Below are 16877 nucleotides of genomic sequence, written 5' to 3'. Positions count from 1 at the left end.
GTTATGGAAGATTTCAGCAACGCCTTCCCCTCACATGATCCTGAATGGGTCAAGGACATGCATGCAGATCACTATCTGCAAAGCTGGTCGAAGCAAGGCAGCCGCCCACGTGTCATCACCGGCGCGCAAGGCAGCTGGTTCTGGGACAGCAACGGCAAACGCTATCTGGACTTTCAAAGTCAATTGGTGAACGCCAATATGGGTCACCAGCACCCCAAGATCGTACAGGCGATCAAGGATCAGGCGGACAAGCTGTGTTATATCGGCCCGGCGATGGGTTCGGATGTGCGCTCGGAAATGGCGGCGATCATGAACGAGATCACGCCTGAAAACATAACCTCGACCTTTTTCACTACCGGAGGTTCGGCGGCGAACGAGACTGCGATCCGTCTGGCGCGGCACTATACAGGCCGGACCAAGATCATCGCGCGCTATCGCTCGTATCATGGGGCAACCGGGGGCACACTGTCCCTGACAGGCGACCCACGCCACCACCTGACCCGCGCCGATATGCCGGGCGTGGTGAGGATGCTGGACCCTTACGTGTATCGCCTGCCGACAGGCCACACCGATCCGGCGAAATGCCCGGTGGCCCAGGGCGGTCCGCATCTGGAAGAGATCCTGATGTACGAAAATCCCAACACGGTGGCGGCCGTCATTCTGGAACCGATCGTGGGCACCAACGGCATCATCGTTCCCCCGGATGGTTATCTGCAATCGATCAAGGAAACATGTGAAAAATACGGCATCCTGCTGATCGCAGATGAGGTCATGGCCGGGTTCGGTCGTACCGGAAAATGGTTCGCCGTCGATCACTGGGGTGTACAGCCGGACATCATCACCAGCGCCAAGGGCATCAACTCGGGCTATGTACCACTTGGTACCATGTCGGTCTCAACCAAACTGCATGACTGGCTGCGCGACTACCCGATGCCAGGAGGTCTGACCTACGCTGGGCATCCGCTGGCCTGCGCCTCAGGCATCGCTGCAATCCGCGCCATGCAGGACGAAGGCGCTCTGGAAAACGCAACCCTCATGGGTGAAAAGATGCGGGCCGAGCTGGCCAAAATGGCAGAAAAGCACCCCAGCATCGGGGATATTCGCGGTAAGGGCATGTTCAACGGCATCGAACTGGTCAAGAACCGCGACACGCGCGAACCATTGGTGCCGTTTGCAGCGAAGGGCCCGGATGCCAAGCCAATGTCGGATATGATGAGCTTTGCGATGAACGAAGGGCTGTACCTGTCCTTCTATTCCAATGTCGTCCGCCTGACCCCACCGCTGAACATCAGCGAAGAGGATCTGATGACGGGTCTGGAGATCCTGGATCGAGCCCTCGATATCGCGGACCGCGAATGTGTTTGAGCGTGACTTTGCGAGGTCAATGAAATGACCAACTATGGTGTCATCATTGTCGGGGCGGGGCAAGCGGGTTGCTCCGCCGCAGTCAAACTGCGCAATCTTGGCTATGACAAGCCAATCGCCCTGATCGGAGAGGAGGCGCACCCACCCTATCAGCGCCCGCCCCTATCCAAAGCGTATCTGTTGGGCAAGCTGCCTCGGGACCGCTTGTTCTTGAGGCCCGAGAGTTTCTTTGATGAGCATCAGGTTGACTTGCACCTGAATCAGCGGGTGACGGACATTTCTGTGGACGATCAGACACTTGTCTGTGACGATCAAACACTGGCCTTTGAACACCTAGTCCTCGCGACAGGCTCAACCCCCAATCGTTTGCCCGAGAGCATAGGTGGAAGCCTGACTGGCACCTATACGATCCGAGGGATTGCCGATATCGATGCAATCGCACCGGAATTCAAGCAAGGTCGAAAGGTTGCCATCATAGGCGGAGGCTACATTGGCCTCGAAGTCGCTGCCGTTGCGGCAAAGCTGGATCTGGATGTGACTCTGATCGAAGCTGCACCGCGCATTTTGCAGCGTGTCGCGTCACCGGAAACCGCCAAGTATTTCCGCGAGCTGCACGATGCCAACAACGTCCGAATTCTTGAAGGTACCAAGATCGCACGCGTCACGGGAGAGGGCCGCGCAGACGGTGTCGAACTCGCCAACGGGGACGTTGTCCCTGCCGATTTTGTTGTTTTAGGGATTGGCATTACCCCGAACACGGCACTTGCCGAGACAGCCGGAGTTACCGTCGAAAACGGCATCAAAACCGATGCGTTGGGCCGCACCTCGCATCCTTGTATCTGGGCTGCGGGGGATTGTGCGACGTTTCCCCATGGGAACGCCCAGATCCGATTGGAGAGCGTTGGCAATGCCATTGATCAGGCCGAAACGGTAGCCGAAAACATCTTGGGTGCCACCAAACCCTATAAGGCGAAGCCCTGGTTCTGGTCGGATCAGTATCACGTCAAGCTTCAAATCGCCGGATTGAATGCCGGCTATGATCAGGTCGTCTCACGCGAAGGTGACGATGGGTCGTACTCGGTATGGAACTATTGTGAAGGGAAACTCATTGCGACCGACGCAATGAACGACCCGCGCGCCTACATGGTTGCAAAACGGCTGATCGAATCCGGCAAGTCCCCGCATCCCGAGATGGTTGCAGACAGGGGTACTGATCTCAAATCCATTCTAAAGGTCTGAGGAAAGGCAAGGCAGCGTATGTATATTGAGTCCAAACCCATCACCCGTTGCCGGGGGGGTGAAAACCCAAGCGCTGTCGGGCATTCAGAAATCATTGCCCAAAAGCGCCACTTTTACTTTCTGCTGCTTCCAGGCACCAACATGTTGGATTTCGCGGCGGCAATCGAACCTCTGCGGGCGGCCAATTTAGTGACAGGTGAAACAGAATACACCTGGTCGGTCATGACCGAAACAGGCAGCAACGTAATGTGCTCGAACGGGATCGAAATCCCGACAGAGACCGGCCTTTCTATGACGCGGCATGCAGACTACGTGATCGTGTGCTCGGGGTACTCCGGCTATCTCGACGCTCTCCCTGAAACTCTGCAATGGTTGCGCAGACATTCCAGATTTGGCGGTCGGGTCGCGGCGATCGGAACCGGTGCATTTACCTTGGCGCGCGCCGGGTTGGCAACCGAAGCGCAACTGACGCTCCACTGGTCTCTGGCGCCGGTTTTTGAAGAGATGTTTCCAAAACTTGACTGCTTGTTGGTGCGTGTTGTGGCTGATGACAGTTTGGCGTCAAGCGCCGGGGGCACTGCCAGCCTGGACTTGACGCTTTCCATCATTGAATCGGACTTCGATAGTGGCACTGCCCAGAAAGTGGCGGACCATTGCCTCCATAACTTTGACAATCACAGCAACCGATCGCAACGCCAGACAATGTCAAAAATGGCTGGATCCCGAAACCCCGCTTTTCTGAGCATTCTCAAGAAAATGGAAGACTCACTTCAGGATCCGATCCCGGTTGATGAATTGATTCGAGAAGAAAAAATCTCGAGGCGGCAGATCGAACGGTTGTTCAACAAACACTTGAAGACCAGCCCGTCACGACACTATCGCAATCTGCGTCTGGACCGTGCGCGCGTGTTGCTGCATGGAACGGATTTGTCCATCATTGATGTTGCCGTCGCAACTGGGTTTGCCAGTATCGTCAATTTCTCAAAAGCCTACAAAGCGCGCTTTGGTGAGCGCCCAACCGCCGACCGGTCGATAGCACTGGCGTACAGCTGACCTGAGATGACAGCTCAAGGAAGCGAAACCAACGCGAAACCCGATATGCTGATCCGTTGGCTGGACGTTAAAGAGGGCAAGCGTTGTCATCCGCCCCCTCAATCGATCAGTATGGCGCGGCGTTGCACCCTGCATTCGCGTGACCAACGAAGAAGGATCCGTATTGATGCCGCACGACGTCGACTCTTGGATCGGACGCTCAGAAACGCGTACGGACACTTTGCGCACCGAACCTGCCCGGTTTATGCAGGCCACAATTGGCCGCGAACCGACATTGCAATGCGGCGACGCACTTCCACCTTTGTGGCATTGGCTTTACTTTCTCGAAGCAAAACCGCTGGGCGAACTGGGTCGTGATGGTCACCAAAAGAAAGGTGGTTTTCTGCCTCCGGTCGCTCTACCTCGCCGAATGTGGGCTGGCGGACGGTTCAAGTTCAAGGCAGCTGTCCCACTGGGCTCCCAGGCTAAGAAACGCTCTACGATAAAAAAGATAACCGAAAAGATCGGTCGCAGCGGGCAACTGTGTTTTGTGACGGTTCTACACGAGCTTTTTTTGAACGACGGAACGCTGGCCATAACTGAAGAACACGACATCGTTTATCGGGAAGACCCGCATCCCAATGCTCAAAAATCCTTGCCTATTCCTGCTCCGATCAATGCCGAAGTCTCTGAAATAATATCGCCGTCGCAAGTTATGCTTTTTCGCTATTCGGCCCTGACCTTCAACGGGCACCGGGTCCATTATGACGTAGACTATGCGCGCTCAGTCGAGGGGTATGACGGGTTGGTCTTTCATGGGCCGCTTACGGCAACGCTACTGGTTGATCTTGCGCAACGTACCATGGGAGCGACACCAAGAATCTTTGAATTCCGTGGAACTGCTCCTCTGGCGGGGATGACTCCGTTCCATATCGAAGGAACGCGTGAAGACAACACGATGCAGCTATGGGCTCGCCGCTTCGACGGGGCCAAAGCCATGCAGGCAAAAGCTACTTTCTAAGTTCCAGGACACTTGGCCAACAAACAATGTGGGCTGCGATAGCGCCTGCAGACTGGAACACCTTCGGGCAACTGTCATACTTTGGCTGTCGCAGATGGCGTGCAGTTTCCTGTTCCTTGATCATTTGGGTGATCTTTTTCTGGGTGCATCTGGTCTTAATTTGCCCATCCCTCAGTTGAGCGGACTAAACACTAATTTGGAGGAGATTCTGGGGCTCAGGCCAGGTGACTTGAACACACAACTTTGACGACAAAATATTGCCTGATGGCTCGATACGATTTGTAGCATGACCGAGTCTGAATTCTGAGCCTCAATGATCCGAACATAAGTTTACCCATGGTGGCGTACCGCCACAGTCACCAACTAGGCTTACTCAATCTGCTAACTGTGATCCCTTCAAAAGCAAAAGACACTTTTGCGCCATTGGGTTCCTTTGCCCAAATCGCGTTAACCGAGCATATACCTTGGTGGATGTTGAATGCCAGTCAACTGGCATCTCAACCAGATCACCACGCGCTAGGTAAGGGTCAATGAAACTGAGCCAACCCAAACCCAAACCCTGACCGGATGCCGCCGCTTCTAACAGATAGACATAGCTATCGAATTCTCCACAGATCGGCCAATCCGCATACTCGGGGTGCGCATCCCACCAGTCAATCCAATCCAACCAACCATAGTTCTCTTTCTGCAATCTCAGTAGCGGCGGTGCTTCGCATTCTCCCGACAGGGCGCTGACAGCGCGCCTAACCATTTCGGGCGTCCCAACCGGTTTGACCTTCTCTTCACATACCACAACATGTTCTGTGTCAGGCGCTGTTGCAGAGTATTCAAAAACAATATCACCGCCCGAATCGACTGCAGCTTGAACCAAATTATATTCAGCAGTCATGACACGCAGTTCGGCCTCATTTCCCAAAGCGTTCCGAAGGTATCCAAATCGCGGCATCAGCAACAAGTGCGAAACTGAATGAGAACATACCAGGGTGACCCTGTTATCGACTTGCTTCAAATCCTGAACCGCATTTTGCAATGCATCGAAACCTTGAACCACGCCGGCGTAAAACTGACTGCCTTTGGATGTAAGCGCTATCGGGTTTTTGTCGCGATCAAAGAACTCAACACCATATCGGATCTCCAAGTTTCGAATGTGGCGACTGATAGCGGGCTGTGACGTGTTCAGCTCTTCGGCGGCACGTGCGAACCCCTGCAGTCGCGCCACCGCCTCAAAGGCAACCAGCGAGCTTAGAGAAGGGATGTTGTATCTGCGATTAGCCATATCAATTCAGTTATGGCCGTGAGCACTTCAAAGCAATGCAAAACACAAGCGCCCGCAATCAATCCGGTCAACCGAGTTCGAAACCGGATTCAGTTGGGCAGACAATGAAAGGCTGTATAAAGCCTCTGTAATGCACAAACCCTAAGTTTCAGATTGTCCGGGTTTGCTTCACTTGTCCTTCGCATGAATTTGGCGCGGGGCTTGCTTGCTGGCACCCGTCAAAACACTGACCGTTCCGACTGGAATGCGCCTCACTCCTCACCCCGCTCAGACCTTTCGCGGGCGTTGCATAAACGCTGCATTACGCTGTCCAGCCCTGTCTTTACGGCCTCTGTACCTCCTGCTTCAACAAAGACCTGAAACAATTGTGCGTTCAGCCCAGCCGGGGTCGAATGCTCGATCCGCTGCGCGTCATAGGATTTTTCACAATCCTTCATCGCGGTCTGCGCCAGCGCTGCAAAAACGCCATTCAGGTAGCGTTGCGAATCCACCTGCTTAATTCCGTTTGATTGCATCCAGGCCGAAGCGATATCCAAAATACCAAAGTACGTTCCCATCAGCGCACTTGCGGCGGCAAAGGCATCGAATTCTTCCACTGTCTGGGCACTGACCACAGTTCCCAAGGGGTTAAAAAGCGCCTCGCCTATCGGGTCATGTGGAAACAGGACAGTCACTCCGCGGTGCTGTGCGACTGCGGGCAATGGGATTGCTCGGAACAGTCGTACAGGTGCGCCAATCCAGTCTTGCAAAGCATCATGCGTCAACGTGGCGATCAGGCTGCAGACGTGCTGACCCTCGGAAAACGTGAGCGGGCGCAACACCGCTTGGGCATCCTGCGGGCGGACAGCCAAAAACACCAGATCCGAATTATCAACAACCGATTGCGCGGAATCGCAGATCTGCACAAGATCGCTAGTTGCAGCCAGCCGCGCGGACGCTCGGCGATTGCGTTTGGTCACATGAACCTCAGCAATCTCCAGGTCGGTCGCCAAAAGGCCGCTTACCACCGCCTCGGTGATCACGCCCGTTCCGATAAATCCTAGTCGCATATGCGTTGCCCTATTTCTTTTAGATCGCCACGAGGGGGCTGGATCTTTCAAATAATGTGAACAGATTGACCCCAAGCCACCTGTTCAAGCCACAAACTCTCAAAATCTCGCCGGATATCACCTTCAAACCCACCAGAAGAAGGGCGGCAGCTAGCCTCCCCAAGTGTCCGATAGTGTGAACCCATTCTGAAACGGGTCGGTAGGATCAAGACCAATTTGGCTCAGGCCATAAATCCAACATTGACCGGAAACGCGGTTTTGCGTTGCAGGGTAGCTTCCAATGACTGCATCGGAGATAAATTCCGTGGTGAATTCCCCGCCAATTATGGAGCGCGAAACCAGTTTGTCGCCCGGTTCCACAAATCCGCCGGCATGTCGGGCAGCCATGTTTGCATTTGACCCGGTGCCACAAGGAGACCGATCCACACGCCCGGGACGCATCGTCGTGCAGGTTCGAATGGCCCCGTCATCGTCTTCGCCACGGAACATGACATAAGCCAGCCCATCCAGAGCTGGCGTCGTTGGGTGTTTCACCTCGATGCTGGACGCGATCCGTTCCCTCAAAGATACGCCGTTCATGGCTAATGCGCGTGCATTCTCAGGTGATATGGTAAGCCCCATTTGTTCCACATCTACCAACGCATAAAACACGCCGCCAAAGCAGATATCATACGTGATCTGCCCCCGATCGGGTGTGTCGATGACAGCAGCTTTGGTCAAAACGAAGGAAGGCGGCATGTCCAGCGCCACGTTGATGACCTTGCCATTCTCGCATCGGGCGATGGCACGCACTAACCCGGCTGCGGTATCCAGCACGACCTCGGTCTCAGGGTCAACCATCTGTTTCATGCCGGTTTCCAGAATGGCCGTCACGGCGCACATTGCATTGGAACCTGACATCGCGTGTGCCTGATCGGGCTGCAAGACGATAAAGCCTGTATCGGCCTCCGGTTTAGTGGCTGGAAGCAACAGAACCACAGAGCCCGCAGGGCCTGAACGCGGCTCAGAACACAACAGTCGGCGCAAGTCGTCATCCACCTTGTTGATATAGTCAAGCTTGTCAGCCATCGTCGCGCCGGGGATGTCCAGCATGCCTCCTGTTACCACACGGCCAATCTCACCGGCGCAGTGCACGTCGACCAATTGCAATGTTCGTGTCCAACGCATCGGGTCCTCCTTTCAAGCTACGGCCTGAGCGCCCGGAATCTCGAAAACGGATCCGCACAAATACCCTGCCCCTTCGGACCACACAGATCAGAAAACTGCGCAGCAGTACACATGCGCCTGTGCCCACCAGTTCGTGGGTGGTTGCCGATCCAACGAACTCTATTGTCGCCGACAAACGCAAGGCTCGAGCGCGTCTGAATGCCATGCCTCGACCTTTCAGATAACGGCGCGATGGTTTGGAACGACCATATGTCGTGACCTGCTCTGTCTCGAGGCAATTATTTAACCGCCACTCTTCCAACAATCCGTCAACACCAGACTGCTTGTATCTGCCTCAGGGTGCCTGGGTGAAGGTTGGTCGCGAGGCTCCTTAAGAAAAGAAGCGGTCACGCAGTACTGGTTGCCAGTTCCATTTCAAGCACAAGGCTTCGTTCAGCGAAACACCCGGCAGACTAACTTGGTGCCTGGAAAACCGGGTCAAAAAGCGTAGCGTGTGCCGGTTTCCGTATAATTCTGGTTTAAGTTTAGGTCTGCTTTCCTGCTGTTGCGAATAACAAGCTGGGCATTGGGCAGATCGTTAGATTTAGCACGTCGAAGCGCGGATTTTGGGTCAAATCCATGCTTTATCCATCGCTGTTGCAGCCTGCTTTCGAGTTCTTCCAAAGTTGGGCTTATGAAAACCGTTGCAGCATACGCATCCGCCACTGTCCTCCACGGGTCGCTGTCCATCAGAAGGTAGTTTCCTTCTACAACAACAACTGGCGTTTCAGGGTGAACAGCAATCGCGTTTGCGATGGCAATATCCATATGGCGGTCGAATTTTGGGTAAAAGAGCTCATGCCGTGCAGACTGAAGCCGTCTGATTGCATCGCAAAACCCAATACCGTCGAAGGTTTCTGGCGCGCCTTTTCTCGGCAGCAGACCGCGCGGTTCGAGTACACCGTTGTCCAAATGGTAGCCGTCCATCGGGATCAGAGTCGCAAACGGAACCACCGAGTTTTGCTGAGTGTTCAGCGATTTTACAACGGTTTCTGCCAAGGTCGATTTACCGGACGCAGGAGGGCCGGCAATTGCAACAATCGTCCGGACCTCAACCTGCCTCCGGGAGGAAATCAAATCGCAAACGCGCTCTACGTCCTGCTTGATCACGCGGCGTCCTCTTTCGGGGGCTCTTTGGCGCCGGTCATGAAGGCGACGGCGTCGGACATCGTATAGTCCTTGGGATCGATCGTGCAGAGCCGTTTGCCTAGTCGGTGCACATGGATGCGATCTGCAACTTCAAAGACATGCGGCATGTTGTGGCTGATTAGGATGATCGGAATGCCACGCGCGCGTACATCCTGAATAAGTTCAAGCACCTTGCGGCTTTCCTTGACCCCCAAAGCAGCCGTCGGTTCGTCCATGATAATGAACTTGGTCGCGAAGGCGGCTGCGCGGGCAACGGCAACACCCTGGCGCTGTCCACCCGAAAGCGTCTCAACCGCTTGGTTGATGGATTGAACGGTCATCAGCCCAAGCTCGGTCAGTTTCTCACGAGCGAACTTTTCCATTGCAGGTCGGTCAAGCTGACGCAGGTATTTGCCCATGAAGCCCTGTTTGCGGATCTCGCGACCCATGAACATGTTGTCCGCAATGGATAACGCCGGGGACATCGCAAGCTGCTGATAGACGATCTCAATCCCCATGTTGCGAGCGTCGATCGGTGAGGTGAAGTTGACTCTCTTCCCTTCGATCAAGATCTCACCCTCATCCGGGATCGTAGCGCCGCAAATCGCCTTGACGATAGACGACTTGCCCGCACCGTTGTCTCCGATGACCGCAAGGATTTCACCTTGGCGCAGCTCAAAGTCGGAATGGTCGATGGCGGTGACGTGGCCATAGCGCTTCACGATCCCGCGCCCTTGGACGACTGGAGTTGTGTCTGACATCAGCCCGATACCTTTCTGATCCACTGGTCGACTGCGACTGCTGCGATGATGAGAAGCCCGATAAGCAAGAAGGTCCACTGCGCATCTGCGCCAAGCAACCTCAGCCCGAGGGTGAAGACACCCACGATCAGCGCCCCGAACAGGGACCCCAGAATGGAGCCACGGCCGCCGAACAAAGAAATACCTCCGATCACGACAGCGGTGATGCTTTCAATGTTGGCCAATTGGCCGGAGGTTGGTGAGACCGATCCGATGCGCCCGATCAAAGCCCAGCCCGCAAAAGCGCAGATCAGACCGGACAGCATGTAGACGGACATTAGGGTTCTGTGGACGTTGACACCGGACAGCTCGGCGGCCTCGGGGTCATCCCCTACGGCATATACGTGTCGGCCCCACGCTGTGTGTTTGAGCGCATAAGCCAGCACAAAGATAAGCGTGAGCATGAATATGACGCCAACGGTAAAAGTCGCCCCGCCAATGCTGAACTTTGTTCCGAAGAACTGAAGGAAGGGGGCGTTGGCTTCGATATCCTGACTGCGAATGGTTTCGTTCGCAGAGTACAAAAAGTTGGTCGCAAGAACGATCTGCCACATCCCGAGTGTGACAATGAAGGGGGGCAGCTTGACGCGACTGACAAGCCAACCGTTCAAAGCTCCGATCATCGTGCCAACGGCCAGACCGCACATGACGGCAATTGGTACCGGAATACCGTAGCGGAAGGTGAATTGCCCCATAATGACAGAAGAAAACACCATGATCGCCCCGACGCTTAGGTCAATGCCGGCGGTCAGAATGACCAAACTTTGCGCTGCGGCGACGATACCTACAATCTGAACCTGTTGCAGGATCAGGGTCATTGCGAAGGGCGAGAAGAATTTTGAACCCAATAGCAAGCCAAAGATCAATATTGCTCCGACCAATACGATCAAAGGCACAAAAGATGGGTTGACGTGGAGAAGGTGCTGTAACTTCCCCAACATGCCGCGCCGGTGGCTCTCAAATTCAGCCACGGTCTCTTTCGGACTGGCAGCAGTCTCAAACTCCTGGGCGCCTCGTTTTGCTTCAGACATCTCTCTCCCTTCCCTAGCGCGCATCGCAGCCACGAGATCAGTTTAAAGGAAGTTTCGGTTTTTCGGTGAACAGAAAGGATGAGGCGCTGCGACGCGCCTCATCCAATTGGTGCTTGCTTAGCCCCAGCAGAGATCCAGGCCTTCGGCGACCGAAATAGACTCGACGCCGTCAACTGGTTGGTCGGTAATCAGTGCAACGCCGGTATCGTAGAAGTCTTTCCCGGGCGTATTTTCGGGCTTCACACCTTCGTCCGCCCATTTCTTGATGGCTTCGACACCCAGCGAGGCCATTAACAGCGGGTACTGCTGACTGGTGGCACCAATGACACCTGCCTCTACGTTTTGGACACCGGGGCAGCCGCCATCAACCGAGACGATCAGCACGTCGTTCTCACGTCCGATAGACTTCAGAGCTTCGTAAGCACCTGCCGCTGCTGGTTCATTGATCGTGTGAACGACATTGATTGTTGGATCTTTTGCCAGAAGGTTTTCCATTGCACGTCGGCCACCTTCCTCGTTGCCGTCGGTTACATCGCTGCCAACCAGGCGCGCATCGGTTTCGTCACCGATCACGTTGGGGTCGGCCAAGTCTACACCGAAGCCATCCAGGAAACCTTGGTTGCGAAGAACATCCACTGTTGGCTGGCTGACGTTCAGATCAAGTGTCGCAATTTTGGCGTCGGCAGCTGCATCACCCATTTTGGCCTTTGCCCATTGTCCGATCAGTAAACCAGCTTTGTAGTTGTCCGTGGCAAATGTAGCATCCGCCGAGTCAATTGGGCTCAGCGGTGTGTCCAGCGCAATCACCAGAAGTCCAGCGTCGCGCGCCTGCTGAACAGCCGGTACAATCGAGCTTGTGTCAGACGCCGTGAGCAGAATTCCCTTTGCGCCATCAAGAATGCAGGTTTCGATCGCCTGAACCTGAGTTTCGTGGTCGCCGTCGACCTTACCTGCAAAAGCCTTAAGCGTCATGCCAAGCTCTTCGGCTTTGGCTGTGGCACCTTCCTTCATCTTTACAAAAAATGGATTGGTATCCGTCTTGGTAATCAGGCAAACGGTTTCACCAGCCGCTTGGGCGGATGCTGCGGCCATCGTAAGCGCAGTCGCTGATGCGGCAATCTTGAATAGATTTCTCATGTTGTCCTCCCAGAAAATTGTTGTTGCCTCGCACGGCATGCCAGCAAGACCCGACCTCATCCTCCAATGAAGGTCTCAATCAGAGAACAGTGATTCTGGCCTCTCTGTCAATAAATAAATAAAGTTTATTTATTAATTTGCGCGGATGTCTTTTCATAAGAAAATAAGGCGTTTATGTTCAAACTTATGGAGAAAGAGGCTCTTAAATCACTGACCGGCGGGGTAAGTCAAAGCGGGGTTCGCGATCACAACGAACGTCTGATTTTGACGGTTTTACAGCGACATGGGCCCACCGCTGGCGCGGACGTTGCGCGGTTAACAGGCCTGTCTCCGCAAACTGTATCAATAATTTTGCGCAAACTTGAAAAGGACGGGATTCTCAAACGTGGAACCCCGTTGCGCGGCAAAGTGGGGAAGCCCTCAATCCCCATGGAATTGAACCCGGAAGGCATCTTGTCGGTGGGGATGAAGATTGGACGGCGTAGTGCCGATCTGCTGTTGATCGACTTTTTGGGCACGCCGCGCCGCCAACTCTCCACCACGTATGACTATCCGCTACCAGAGGTCATTTTCGGCTTTCTGGAGTCTGGGCTGGAGACGCTCCTCTCACACGAACCTCGGACTCTTCGGGACCGAGTGTGCGGTATCGGAATCGGTACTCCGTTCGAACTTTGGAAGTGGCATGACCTGTCAGGGCTTGCAGCCAAGAAATTCAGGTCGTGGAAAAACGTGAATTTCTTTTCCGAAGTTGCCAAATTCAGCGATCTTCCGGTCTTTGTCGTTAACGACGCTACTGCCGCGTGTCACGCAGAGCATCTCTATGGTCGCGGGGCCGAGTATCGCGACTATTTCTATTTCTTCATCGGCTCGATGATCGGCGGTGGCGTCGCGTTGAACGGCACGGTGTTCGAGGGCAACCAAGGCAATGCAGGTGCCTTAGGCGCGATGCGCACAACAGGCCCATTGGGTGAAAGCCAGCAACTGATCGACACTGCATCACTGTTTCTGCTCGAGGACAGGCTGATCGAAGCAGGTGTCGACCCTGGGGTTCTTTGGAGAAAGCCGCAGGATTGGAGCAGCATTTCCCGATATGTGGATCCATGGATCGGCACCACTGCGCAGGAATTGGCAAAAGCGGCATTGTCCATCTGCGCTGTCATCGACTTCGAAGCAATATTCATCGATGGCGCATTCCCACCCGAAGTGCGGGATGAACTGGTCGCCCGGGTTCGCCGGTATCTGGTCAATCAGGATAAACGGGGGTTGATCCCTCCGGTCGTCGAAGCTGCGGCGGTCGGAGAGAACGCGCGCGGAATTGGCGCGGCAAGCAGCCCGATTTTCCGCCAATTTCTTTTGAACACCAATGCTGGGCTTTCAAGGATGTAGCGAGCTCATCTCGCGATCATGCTTCGTGGCCCTTCAAGATACCCGGAAGCTGTCAAAGGCGATTTGGAGTTACTTATTGCTACCGACAATTAACGCGTGTCCGACGGCAGGTTCTTATCTGGTACGCCGGGAGACACGCTCGCATTCAAGGCCCTGGACACCAGCCGCGACGAGATCGTGCGCTATATCGTCGAGCAAGGCATAACCAACCCCAAAGCACTCGCAAACTGGTCCTTTGCGCCGCTCGGCAACACGACAGTGTTGTTTGAAATCGGACCAAAGGCACAAGATTATCAAAACGATGTCACAGGGGGCACGATCGAGGATGCCGGAGACGGCACGGAAGGAAATTTGCATCCTAACTGTCATCTTAGGTACTGATCATTCCGCTAACATCGCCGAAAGCTCTTTCGCCCCTTTTTGCAGCGTGCCCAGAAACGACATCAGGCTTTTGACATCGTGACGTTGTGTCGGGGCATGAACCGAAAGCGTTCCAGCCAACCTGCCCTGCCCATCTTGAATCGGCACAGCAAGAGCTGTCATTCCGGCCATGAACTCCTCGTCATCTGTGGAAAAATTGTTTTCGGATATACGCCGGATTTCCGCTTGCAAAGCTTTGGGATCCGTCAACGAGTGTTCGGTCTGCGGCCGTAAGTTTCCTGCTGAAAGAAACCCATCCAGCGTTTTCTGCCGCAGTGTGGACAGATACATCTTGCCGCTTGCGGTGCAATGGAAGGGTACTTGCGTACCGACAGGCAACTGAATGCGCAAAGGCCACTTCGTTTCGACCCGGTCAAGATATATCATTCCCTCGCGGTCCGGGATAGCCAGATTGCAGGTCTCGCCCACTTCTTCCGCGACACTGCGCAAGATTGCCAAACGTGCTGTTCGCAGATGCTCTGACGACATCGTATTGACCGAAAGCAACCGTAACCGGCGACCTGGCCCATAAGAGCGACCGTCCAGATCGCGTTGCAGGAAACCTTCGGCTTCTGCTGTTTGCAACAAACGATGAATGGTTGGCTTGGCCAGCCCAAGTGTTTCGATCAAGTCCGATGGTTTGACGGCCACACCGCGCCGCGCCACCTCCTCAAGTATGAGAAGAAGGCGCAAGTTGGTCGGGATCTGAGTTTCTTTCTCTTGTGTTTCCGTTTCAGCCATCCCGTAACAGTCTAGCTATTTGGAAGTAGGATCAAGGCCAGATCGGGCACAAGCGACACCAAAATCCAAACCGACAGCAACGCCACCAGATACGGCACCGTGTATCGCAACAACCGGAAATAGGGTACGCCTGTCACGCCCGAAGCTACATAGAGATTTAGACCGTAAGGTGGTGTGATGAACCCGATAGATGCCCCAACCAGGAAGATCACCGAAAAATGAACCGGATCGATTCCAACCGAAGCTGCAATCGGGGCAAGGATCGGGGCAAGGATGATTGTGACTGGCAAACTCTCCAGCACCATGCCCGAAAAGAAGACGATGACCATCGAAGTGAACAGAACCGCATAATAGCCACCCATTGAAGTCACGAAATCGCCAATGGTTTGCTGCGCCCCTAGCAAGGACAGGATCTGTTGCATCACCACAGAAACAGCGATCAGCGGCGCAAGAATGCCGGTGATCTGCGCCGAACGGATCACGATCGACGGGATCTCGGGGATTGTGAAACCTTCAACCACGAACATTTCGGCAAAGCTTTTCTCGGTTGGTGGAATGTCATTCCGTGCGCCCATGATCCGATTGATCGGATAGCTGACCAGACCGGCAATGACGCAGAAGCCAACAGTTACACCTGCGGCCTCGGTCGGGGAAAACTTGCCTGTGTAAATGCCCCATAGCACCAAACCAATGGCGAAGAAACCAAGCCAAGCGCCAAACGCCGTTTTCAGGACACGGTTCAGCTGCAACGGGATCAGGTAGCCCCACCCGTTCATGCGGCAGATAATCCAGCAAGCAAATTGCATCCCGATAACCATCAGTGCGCCGGGTAGAATCCCTGCCACAAAAAGTTCGGAAATTGGCAGATTCATCAAAAACCCATAGACGATGAAGATGATTGATGGGGGAATGATGATCCCCACCGTGCCACCCGCTGCCGCAGTGGCCGCACTGAAACGTTCATCATAGCCGCCCTTGACCATCTCTGGATGCAGCATCGAGCCGATTGTCGCCGTCGTCGCCGAGTTCGACCCCGAGATCGCCGCAAACAACCCGCATGCCCCAAGCGAAGCCATTGCCAACCCGCCGCGTATCCAGCCCAGACAGGCGTAGGCAAAGTCACTGAGCCTTCGGGCAATGCCGGATTTGTTGATGAGGTCACCGGTCAGAATGAACAGGGGCATCGCCAAAAGAGCAAAGCCCTTGTTGAAGACATTGAGAAGCTCGGCACCCATGTTGTCCAGGGTGAGACCCAGCACAAAGGAGCAACCGATCACCCAATATCCAATGACCAGAAAAACGGGCACGCCCAGCATGAACAGAAAGGTCACGCCCAGCGAGATTAATGTCACCAAAGTTCCGTCAGCCATCAGTCTGCCCCAATCACGGCCTGCTTGATAAGCGGCTCACCCGTTTTCCAATTGTGAAGATCATCTGCCAGGTTCTGAAAGACCCGCCCAACCATCAGAAAGAAAGACAGCGGCGCAGCCAGAAGGAACCACCACTGCATGATGTTGTCCGTGCCCAGAACGATCTGGAAATTTGACGCCGACAACGCCACCAGACGCGTGGTGGTCACGATCACGATTACCGCAAAGCCAAACCACAAAATCGCATCAAGGATCAGACAGGTCAGCTGTCCGCCACGGGGCATAGCGGTTCGAAATTCGCTAAAGCTCAGATGAGTGCGCAGACGGACATTATAGGACGCGCCAAACCACGCCATGACCATGAACAAGAGCGGCGGGATGGTCGTCGACCACGGCTCCTGATCGTTAAAGACGAACCGATCAATAACACCCCAGAAGATGATCAGCGCGATAGCGAGATAGGAATACACCATCACCGACCGCTCCAGATGGCGTTCGACAAAGGGCACTGCCCGATAAATCAGCATGATCGCGACCCCGCCCAGGGCCGCGACGACCGCGCCCAATACCCAGGTCGCGTTCGATTCCAGCGCAGATTGAATCTCGAAGGAATCCTGGCTGAGAAAGGCGCTGAATATCGCGCCTGTTTCTGCCCAAAACGACATGTACCCCGTCC

16 protein-coding genes are annotated in these 16877 nt (G+C 54.6%); 6 read left to right on the top strand and 10 right to left on the bottom strand.

What is annotated here, in order from left to right:
* Positions 1-3: 3 nt before the first annotated feature.
* The 4 genes from GOV89_RS09240 to GOV89_RS09225 all read left to right on the top strand — a co-directional run bounded on the left by GOV89_RS09240 (position 4) and on the right by GOV89_RS09225 (position 4657).
* Positions 4-1365, top strand: coding sequence for an aminotransferase class III-fold pyridoxal phosphate-dependent enzyme (locus GOV89_RS09240; RefSeq protein ID WP_171176493.1), 1362 nt, complete (start codon positions 4-6; stop codon positions 1363-1365).
* Between the two features lie 24 nt (positions 1366-1389).
* A complete protein-coding gene (locus GOV89_RS09235; RefSeq protein ID WP_171238010.1) occupies positions 1390-2604 on the top strand; it encodes an NAD(P)/FAD-dependent oxidoreductase in 1215 nt (404 codons plus the stop codon).
* A gap of 18 nt (positions 2605-2622) precedes the next feature.
* The gene (locus tag GOV89_RS09230; protein WP_171176489.1) at positions 2623-3657 is read left to right on the top strand and encodes a GlxA family transcriptional regulator; all 1035 of its coding nucleotides are present in this window, start codon (positions 2623-2625) and stop codon (positions 3655-3657) included.
* Positions 3658-3823: 166 nt separating this feature from the next.
* The gene (locus tag GOV89_RS09225; RefSeq protein WP_171238009.1) at positions 3824-4657 is read left to right on the top strand and encodes a MaoC family dehydratase N-terminal domain-containing protein; all 834 of its coding nucleotides are present in this window, start codon (positions 3824-3826) and stop codon (positions 4655-4657) included.
* 373 nt (positions 4658-5030) lie between these two features.
* On the opposite strand, the gene GOV89_RS09220 is transcribed toward GOV89_RS09225, so the two are convergent.
* From GOV89_RS09220 to GOV89_RS09190, 7 genes are all read right to left on the bottom strand, one after another.
* Positions 5031-5933, bottom strand: coding sequence for a LysR family transcriptional regulator (locus GOV89_RS09220; RefSeq protein ID WP_171238008.1), 903 nt, complete (start codon positions 5931-5933; stop codon positions 5031-5033).
* 251 nt (positions 5934-6184) lie between these two features.
* Positions 6185-6982, bottom strand: a complete 798-nt coding sequence (locus tag GOV89_RS09215; RefSeq protein ID WP_171176483.1) for a pyrroline-5-carboxylate reductase — start codon at positions 6980-6982, stop codon at positions 6185-6187.
* A 150-nt stretch (positions 6983-7132) separates the two neighbouring features.
* Complete coding sequence (locus GOV89_RS09210) at positions 7133-8149, bottom strand: proline racemase family protein (RefSeq protein WP_171176481.1); 1017 nt, start codon at positions 8147-8149, stop codon at positions 7133-7135.
* A gap of 477 nt (positions 8150-8626) precedes the next feature.
* Positions 8627-9100: a hypothetical protein gene (locus GOV89_RS09205; RefSeq protein ID WP_171176479.1), complete on the bottom strand. Its 474-nt coding sequence runs from the start codon at positions 9098-9100 to the stop codon at positions 8627-8629.
* Positions 9101-9294: 194 nt separating this feature from the next.
* Positions 9295-10077 carry an ATP-binding cassette domain-containing protein gene (locus GOV89_RS09200; RefSeq protein ID WP_171176477.1) on the bottom strand — a complete coding sequence of 261 codons (783 nt, stop codon included), beginning with the start codon at positions 10075-10077 and terminating at the stop codon, positions 9295-9297.
* Positions 10077-11147, bottom strand: coding sequence for an ABC transporter permease (locus GOV89_RS09195; protein ID WP_171176475.1), 1071 nt, complete (start codon positions 11145-11147; stop codon positions 10077-10079). Before GOV89_RS09195 ends, GOV89_RS09200 begins: the two co-directional genes overlap by 1 nt.
* 117 nt (positions 11148-11264) lie before the next feature.
* Positions 11265-12239 (bottom strand): sugar ABC transporter substrate-binding protein, encoded by a 975-nt coding sequence (locus tag GOV89_RS09190; RefSeq protein ID WP_245223183.1) that lies wholly within the window; start codon positions 12237-12239, stop codon positions 11265-11267.
* 231 nt (positions 12240-12470) lie between these two features.
* Here GOV89_RS09190 and GOV89_RS09185 point away from each other — a divergent pair, with 231 nt between their 5' ends.
* The gene (locus GOV89_RS09185) at positions 12471-13670 is read left to right on the top strand and encodes an ROK family transcriptional regulator (protein WP_171177281.1); all 1200 of its coding nucleotides are present in this window, start codon (positions 12471-12473) and stop codon (positions 13668-13670) included.
* Positions 13671-13766: 96 nt separating this feature from the next.
* Positions 13767-14051 (top strand): hypothetical protein, encoded by a 285-nt coding sequence (locus GOV89_RS09180; RefSeq protein WP_171176471.1) that lies wholly within the window; start codon positions 13767-13769, stop codon positions 14049-14051.
* Here the strand turns inward: GOV89_RS09180 and GOV89_RS09175 are convergent, their stop codons facing one another.
* Genes GOV89_RS09175 through GOV89_RS09165 form a run of 3 tightly spaced genes read right to left on the bottom strand, consistent with a single transcriptional unit; the run spans position 14052 to position 16866 of the window.
* Entirely contained in the window at positions 14052-14831 is a 780-nt protein-coding gene (locus GOV89_RS09175) for an IclR family transcriptional regulator (RefSeq protein ID WP_171176469.1), read from the bottom strand.
* Between the two features lie 11 nt (positions 14832-14842).
* Positions 14843-16201, bottom strand: a complete 1359-nt coding sequence (locus tag GOV89_RS09170) for a TRAP transporter large permease (RefSeq protein ID WP_171176467.1) — start codon at positions 16199-16201, stop codon at positions 14843-14845.
* A complete protein-coding gene (locus tag GOV89_RS09165; RefSeq protein ID WP_171238007.1) occupies positions 16201-16866 on the bottom strand; it encodes a TRAP transporter small permease in 666 nt (221 codons plus the stop codon). The genes GOV89_RS09170 and GOV89_RS09165 overlap by 1 nt, the downstream gene beginning before the upstream one ends.
* Positions 16867-16877: the final 11 nt, after the last annotated feature.

It is taken from the genome of Ruegeria sp. HKCCA5763, assembly GCF_013034545.1.
Lineage (GTDB): Bacteria > Pseudomonadota > Alphaproteobacteria > Rhodobacterales > Rhodobacteraceae > Ruegeria.
This window is presented reverse-complemented; position numbering and strand designations above follow the sequence as displayed.

What these genes read in the sequence shown, in the direction of transcription:
- GOV89_RS09230 (WP_171176489.1), top strand. Translation starts at nt 2,623, where the DNA reads ATGTATATTGAGTCCAAACCCATCACCCGTTGCCGGGGGGGTGAAAAC.
- GOV89_RS09190 (WP_245223183.1), bottom strand. Translation starts at nt 12,239, where the DNA reads ATGGCCGCAGCATCCGCCCAAGCGGCTGGTGAAACCGTTTGCCTGATT.
- GOV89_RS09210 (WP_171176481.1), bottom strand. Translation starts at nt 8,149, where the DNA reads ATGCGTTGGACACGAACATTGCAATTGGTCGACGTGCACTGCGCCGGT.
- GOV89_RS09200 (WP_171176477.1), bottom strand. Translation starts at nt 10,077, where the DNA reads ATGTCAGACACAACTCCAGTCGTCCAAGGGCGCGGGATCGTGAAGCGC.
- GOV89_RS09240 (WP_171176493.1), top strand. Translation starts at nt 4, where the DNA reads ATGGAAGATTTCAGCAACGCCTTCCCCTCACATGATCCTGAATGGGTC.
- GOV89_RS09185 (WP_171177281.1), top strand. Translation starts at nt 12,471, where the DNA reads ATGGAGAAAGAGGCTCTTAAATCACTGACCGGCGGGGTAAGTCAAAGC.
- GOV89_RS09215 (WP_171176483.1), bottom strand. Translation starts at nt 6,982, where the DNA reads ATGCGACTAGGATTTATCGGAACGGGCGTGATCACCGAGGCGGTGGTA.
- GOV89_RS09170 (WP_171176467.1), bottom strand. Translation starts at nt 16,201, where the DNA reads ATGGCTGACGGAACTTTGGTGACATTAATCTCGCTGGGCGTGACCTTT.
- GOV89_RS09175 (WP_171176469.1), bottom strand. Translation starts at nt 14,831, where the DNA reads ATGGCTGAAACGGAAACACAAGAGAAAGAAACTCAGATCCCGACCAAC.
- GOV89_RS09235 (WP_171238010.1), top strand. Translation starts at nt 1,390, where the DNA reads ATGACCAACTATGGTGTCATCATTGTCGGGGCGGGGCAAGCGGGTTGC.
- GOV89_RS09165 (WP_171238007.1), bottom strand. Translation starts at nt 16,866, where the DNA reads ATGTCGTTTTGGGCAGAAACAGGCGCGATATTCAGCGCCTTTCTCAGC.
- GOV89_RS09220 (WP_171238008.1), bottom strand. Translation starts at nt 5,933, where the DNA reads ATGGCTAATCGCAGATACAACATCCCTTCTCTAAGCTCGCTGGTTGCC.
- GOV89_RS09195 (WP_171176475.1), bottom strand. Translation starts at nt 11,147, where the DNA reads ATGTCTGAAGCAAAACGAGGCGCCCAGGAGTTTGAGACTGCTGCCAGT.
- GOV89_RS09225 (WP_171238009.1), top strand. Translation starts at nt 3,824, where the DNA reads ATGCCGCACGACGTCGACTCTTGGATCGGACGCTCAGAAACGCGTACG.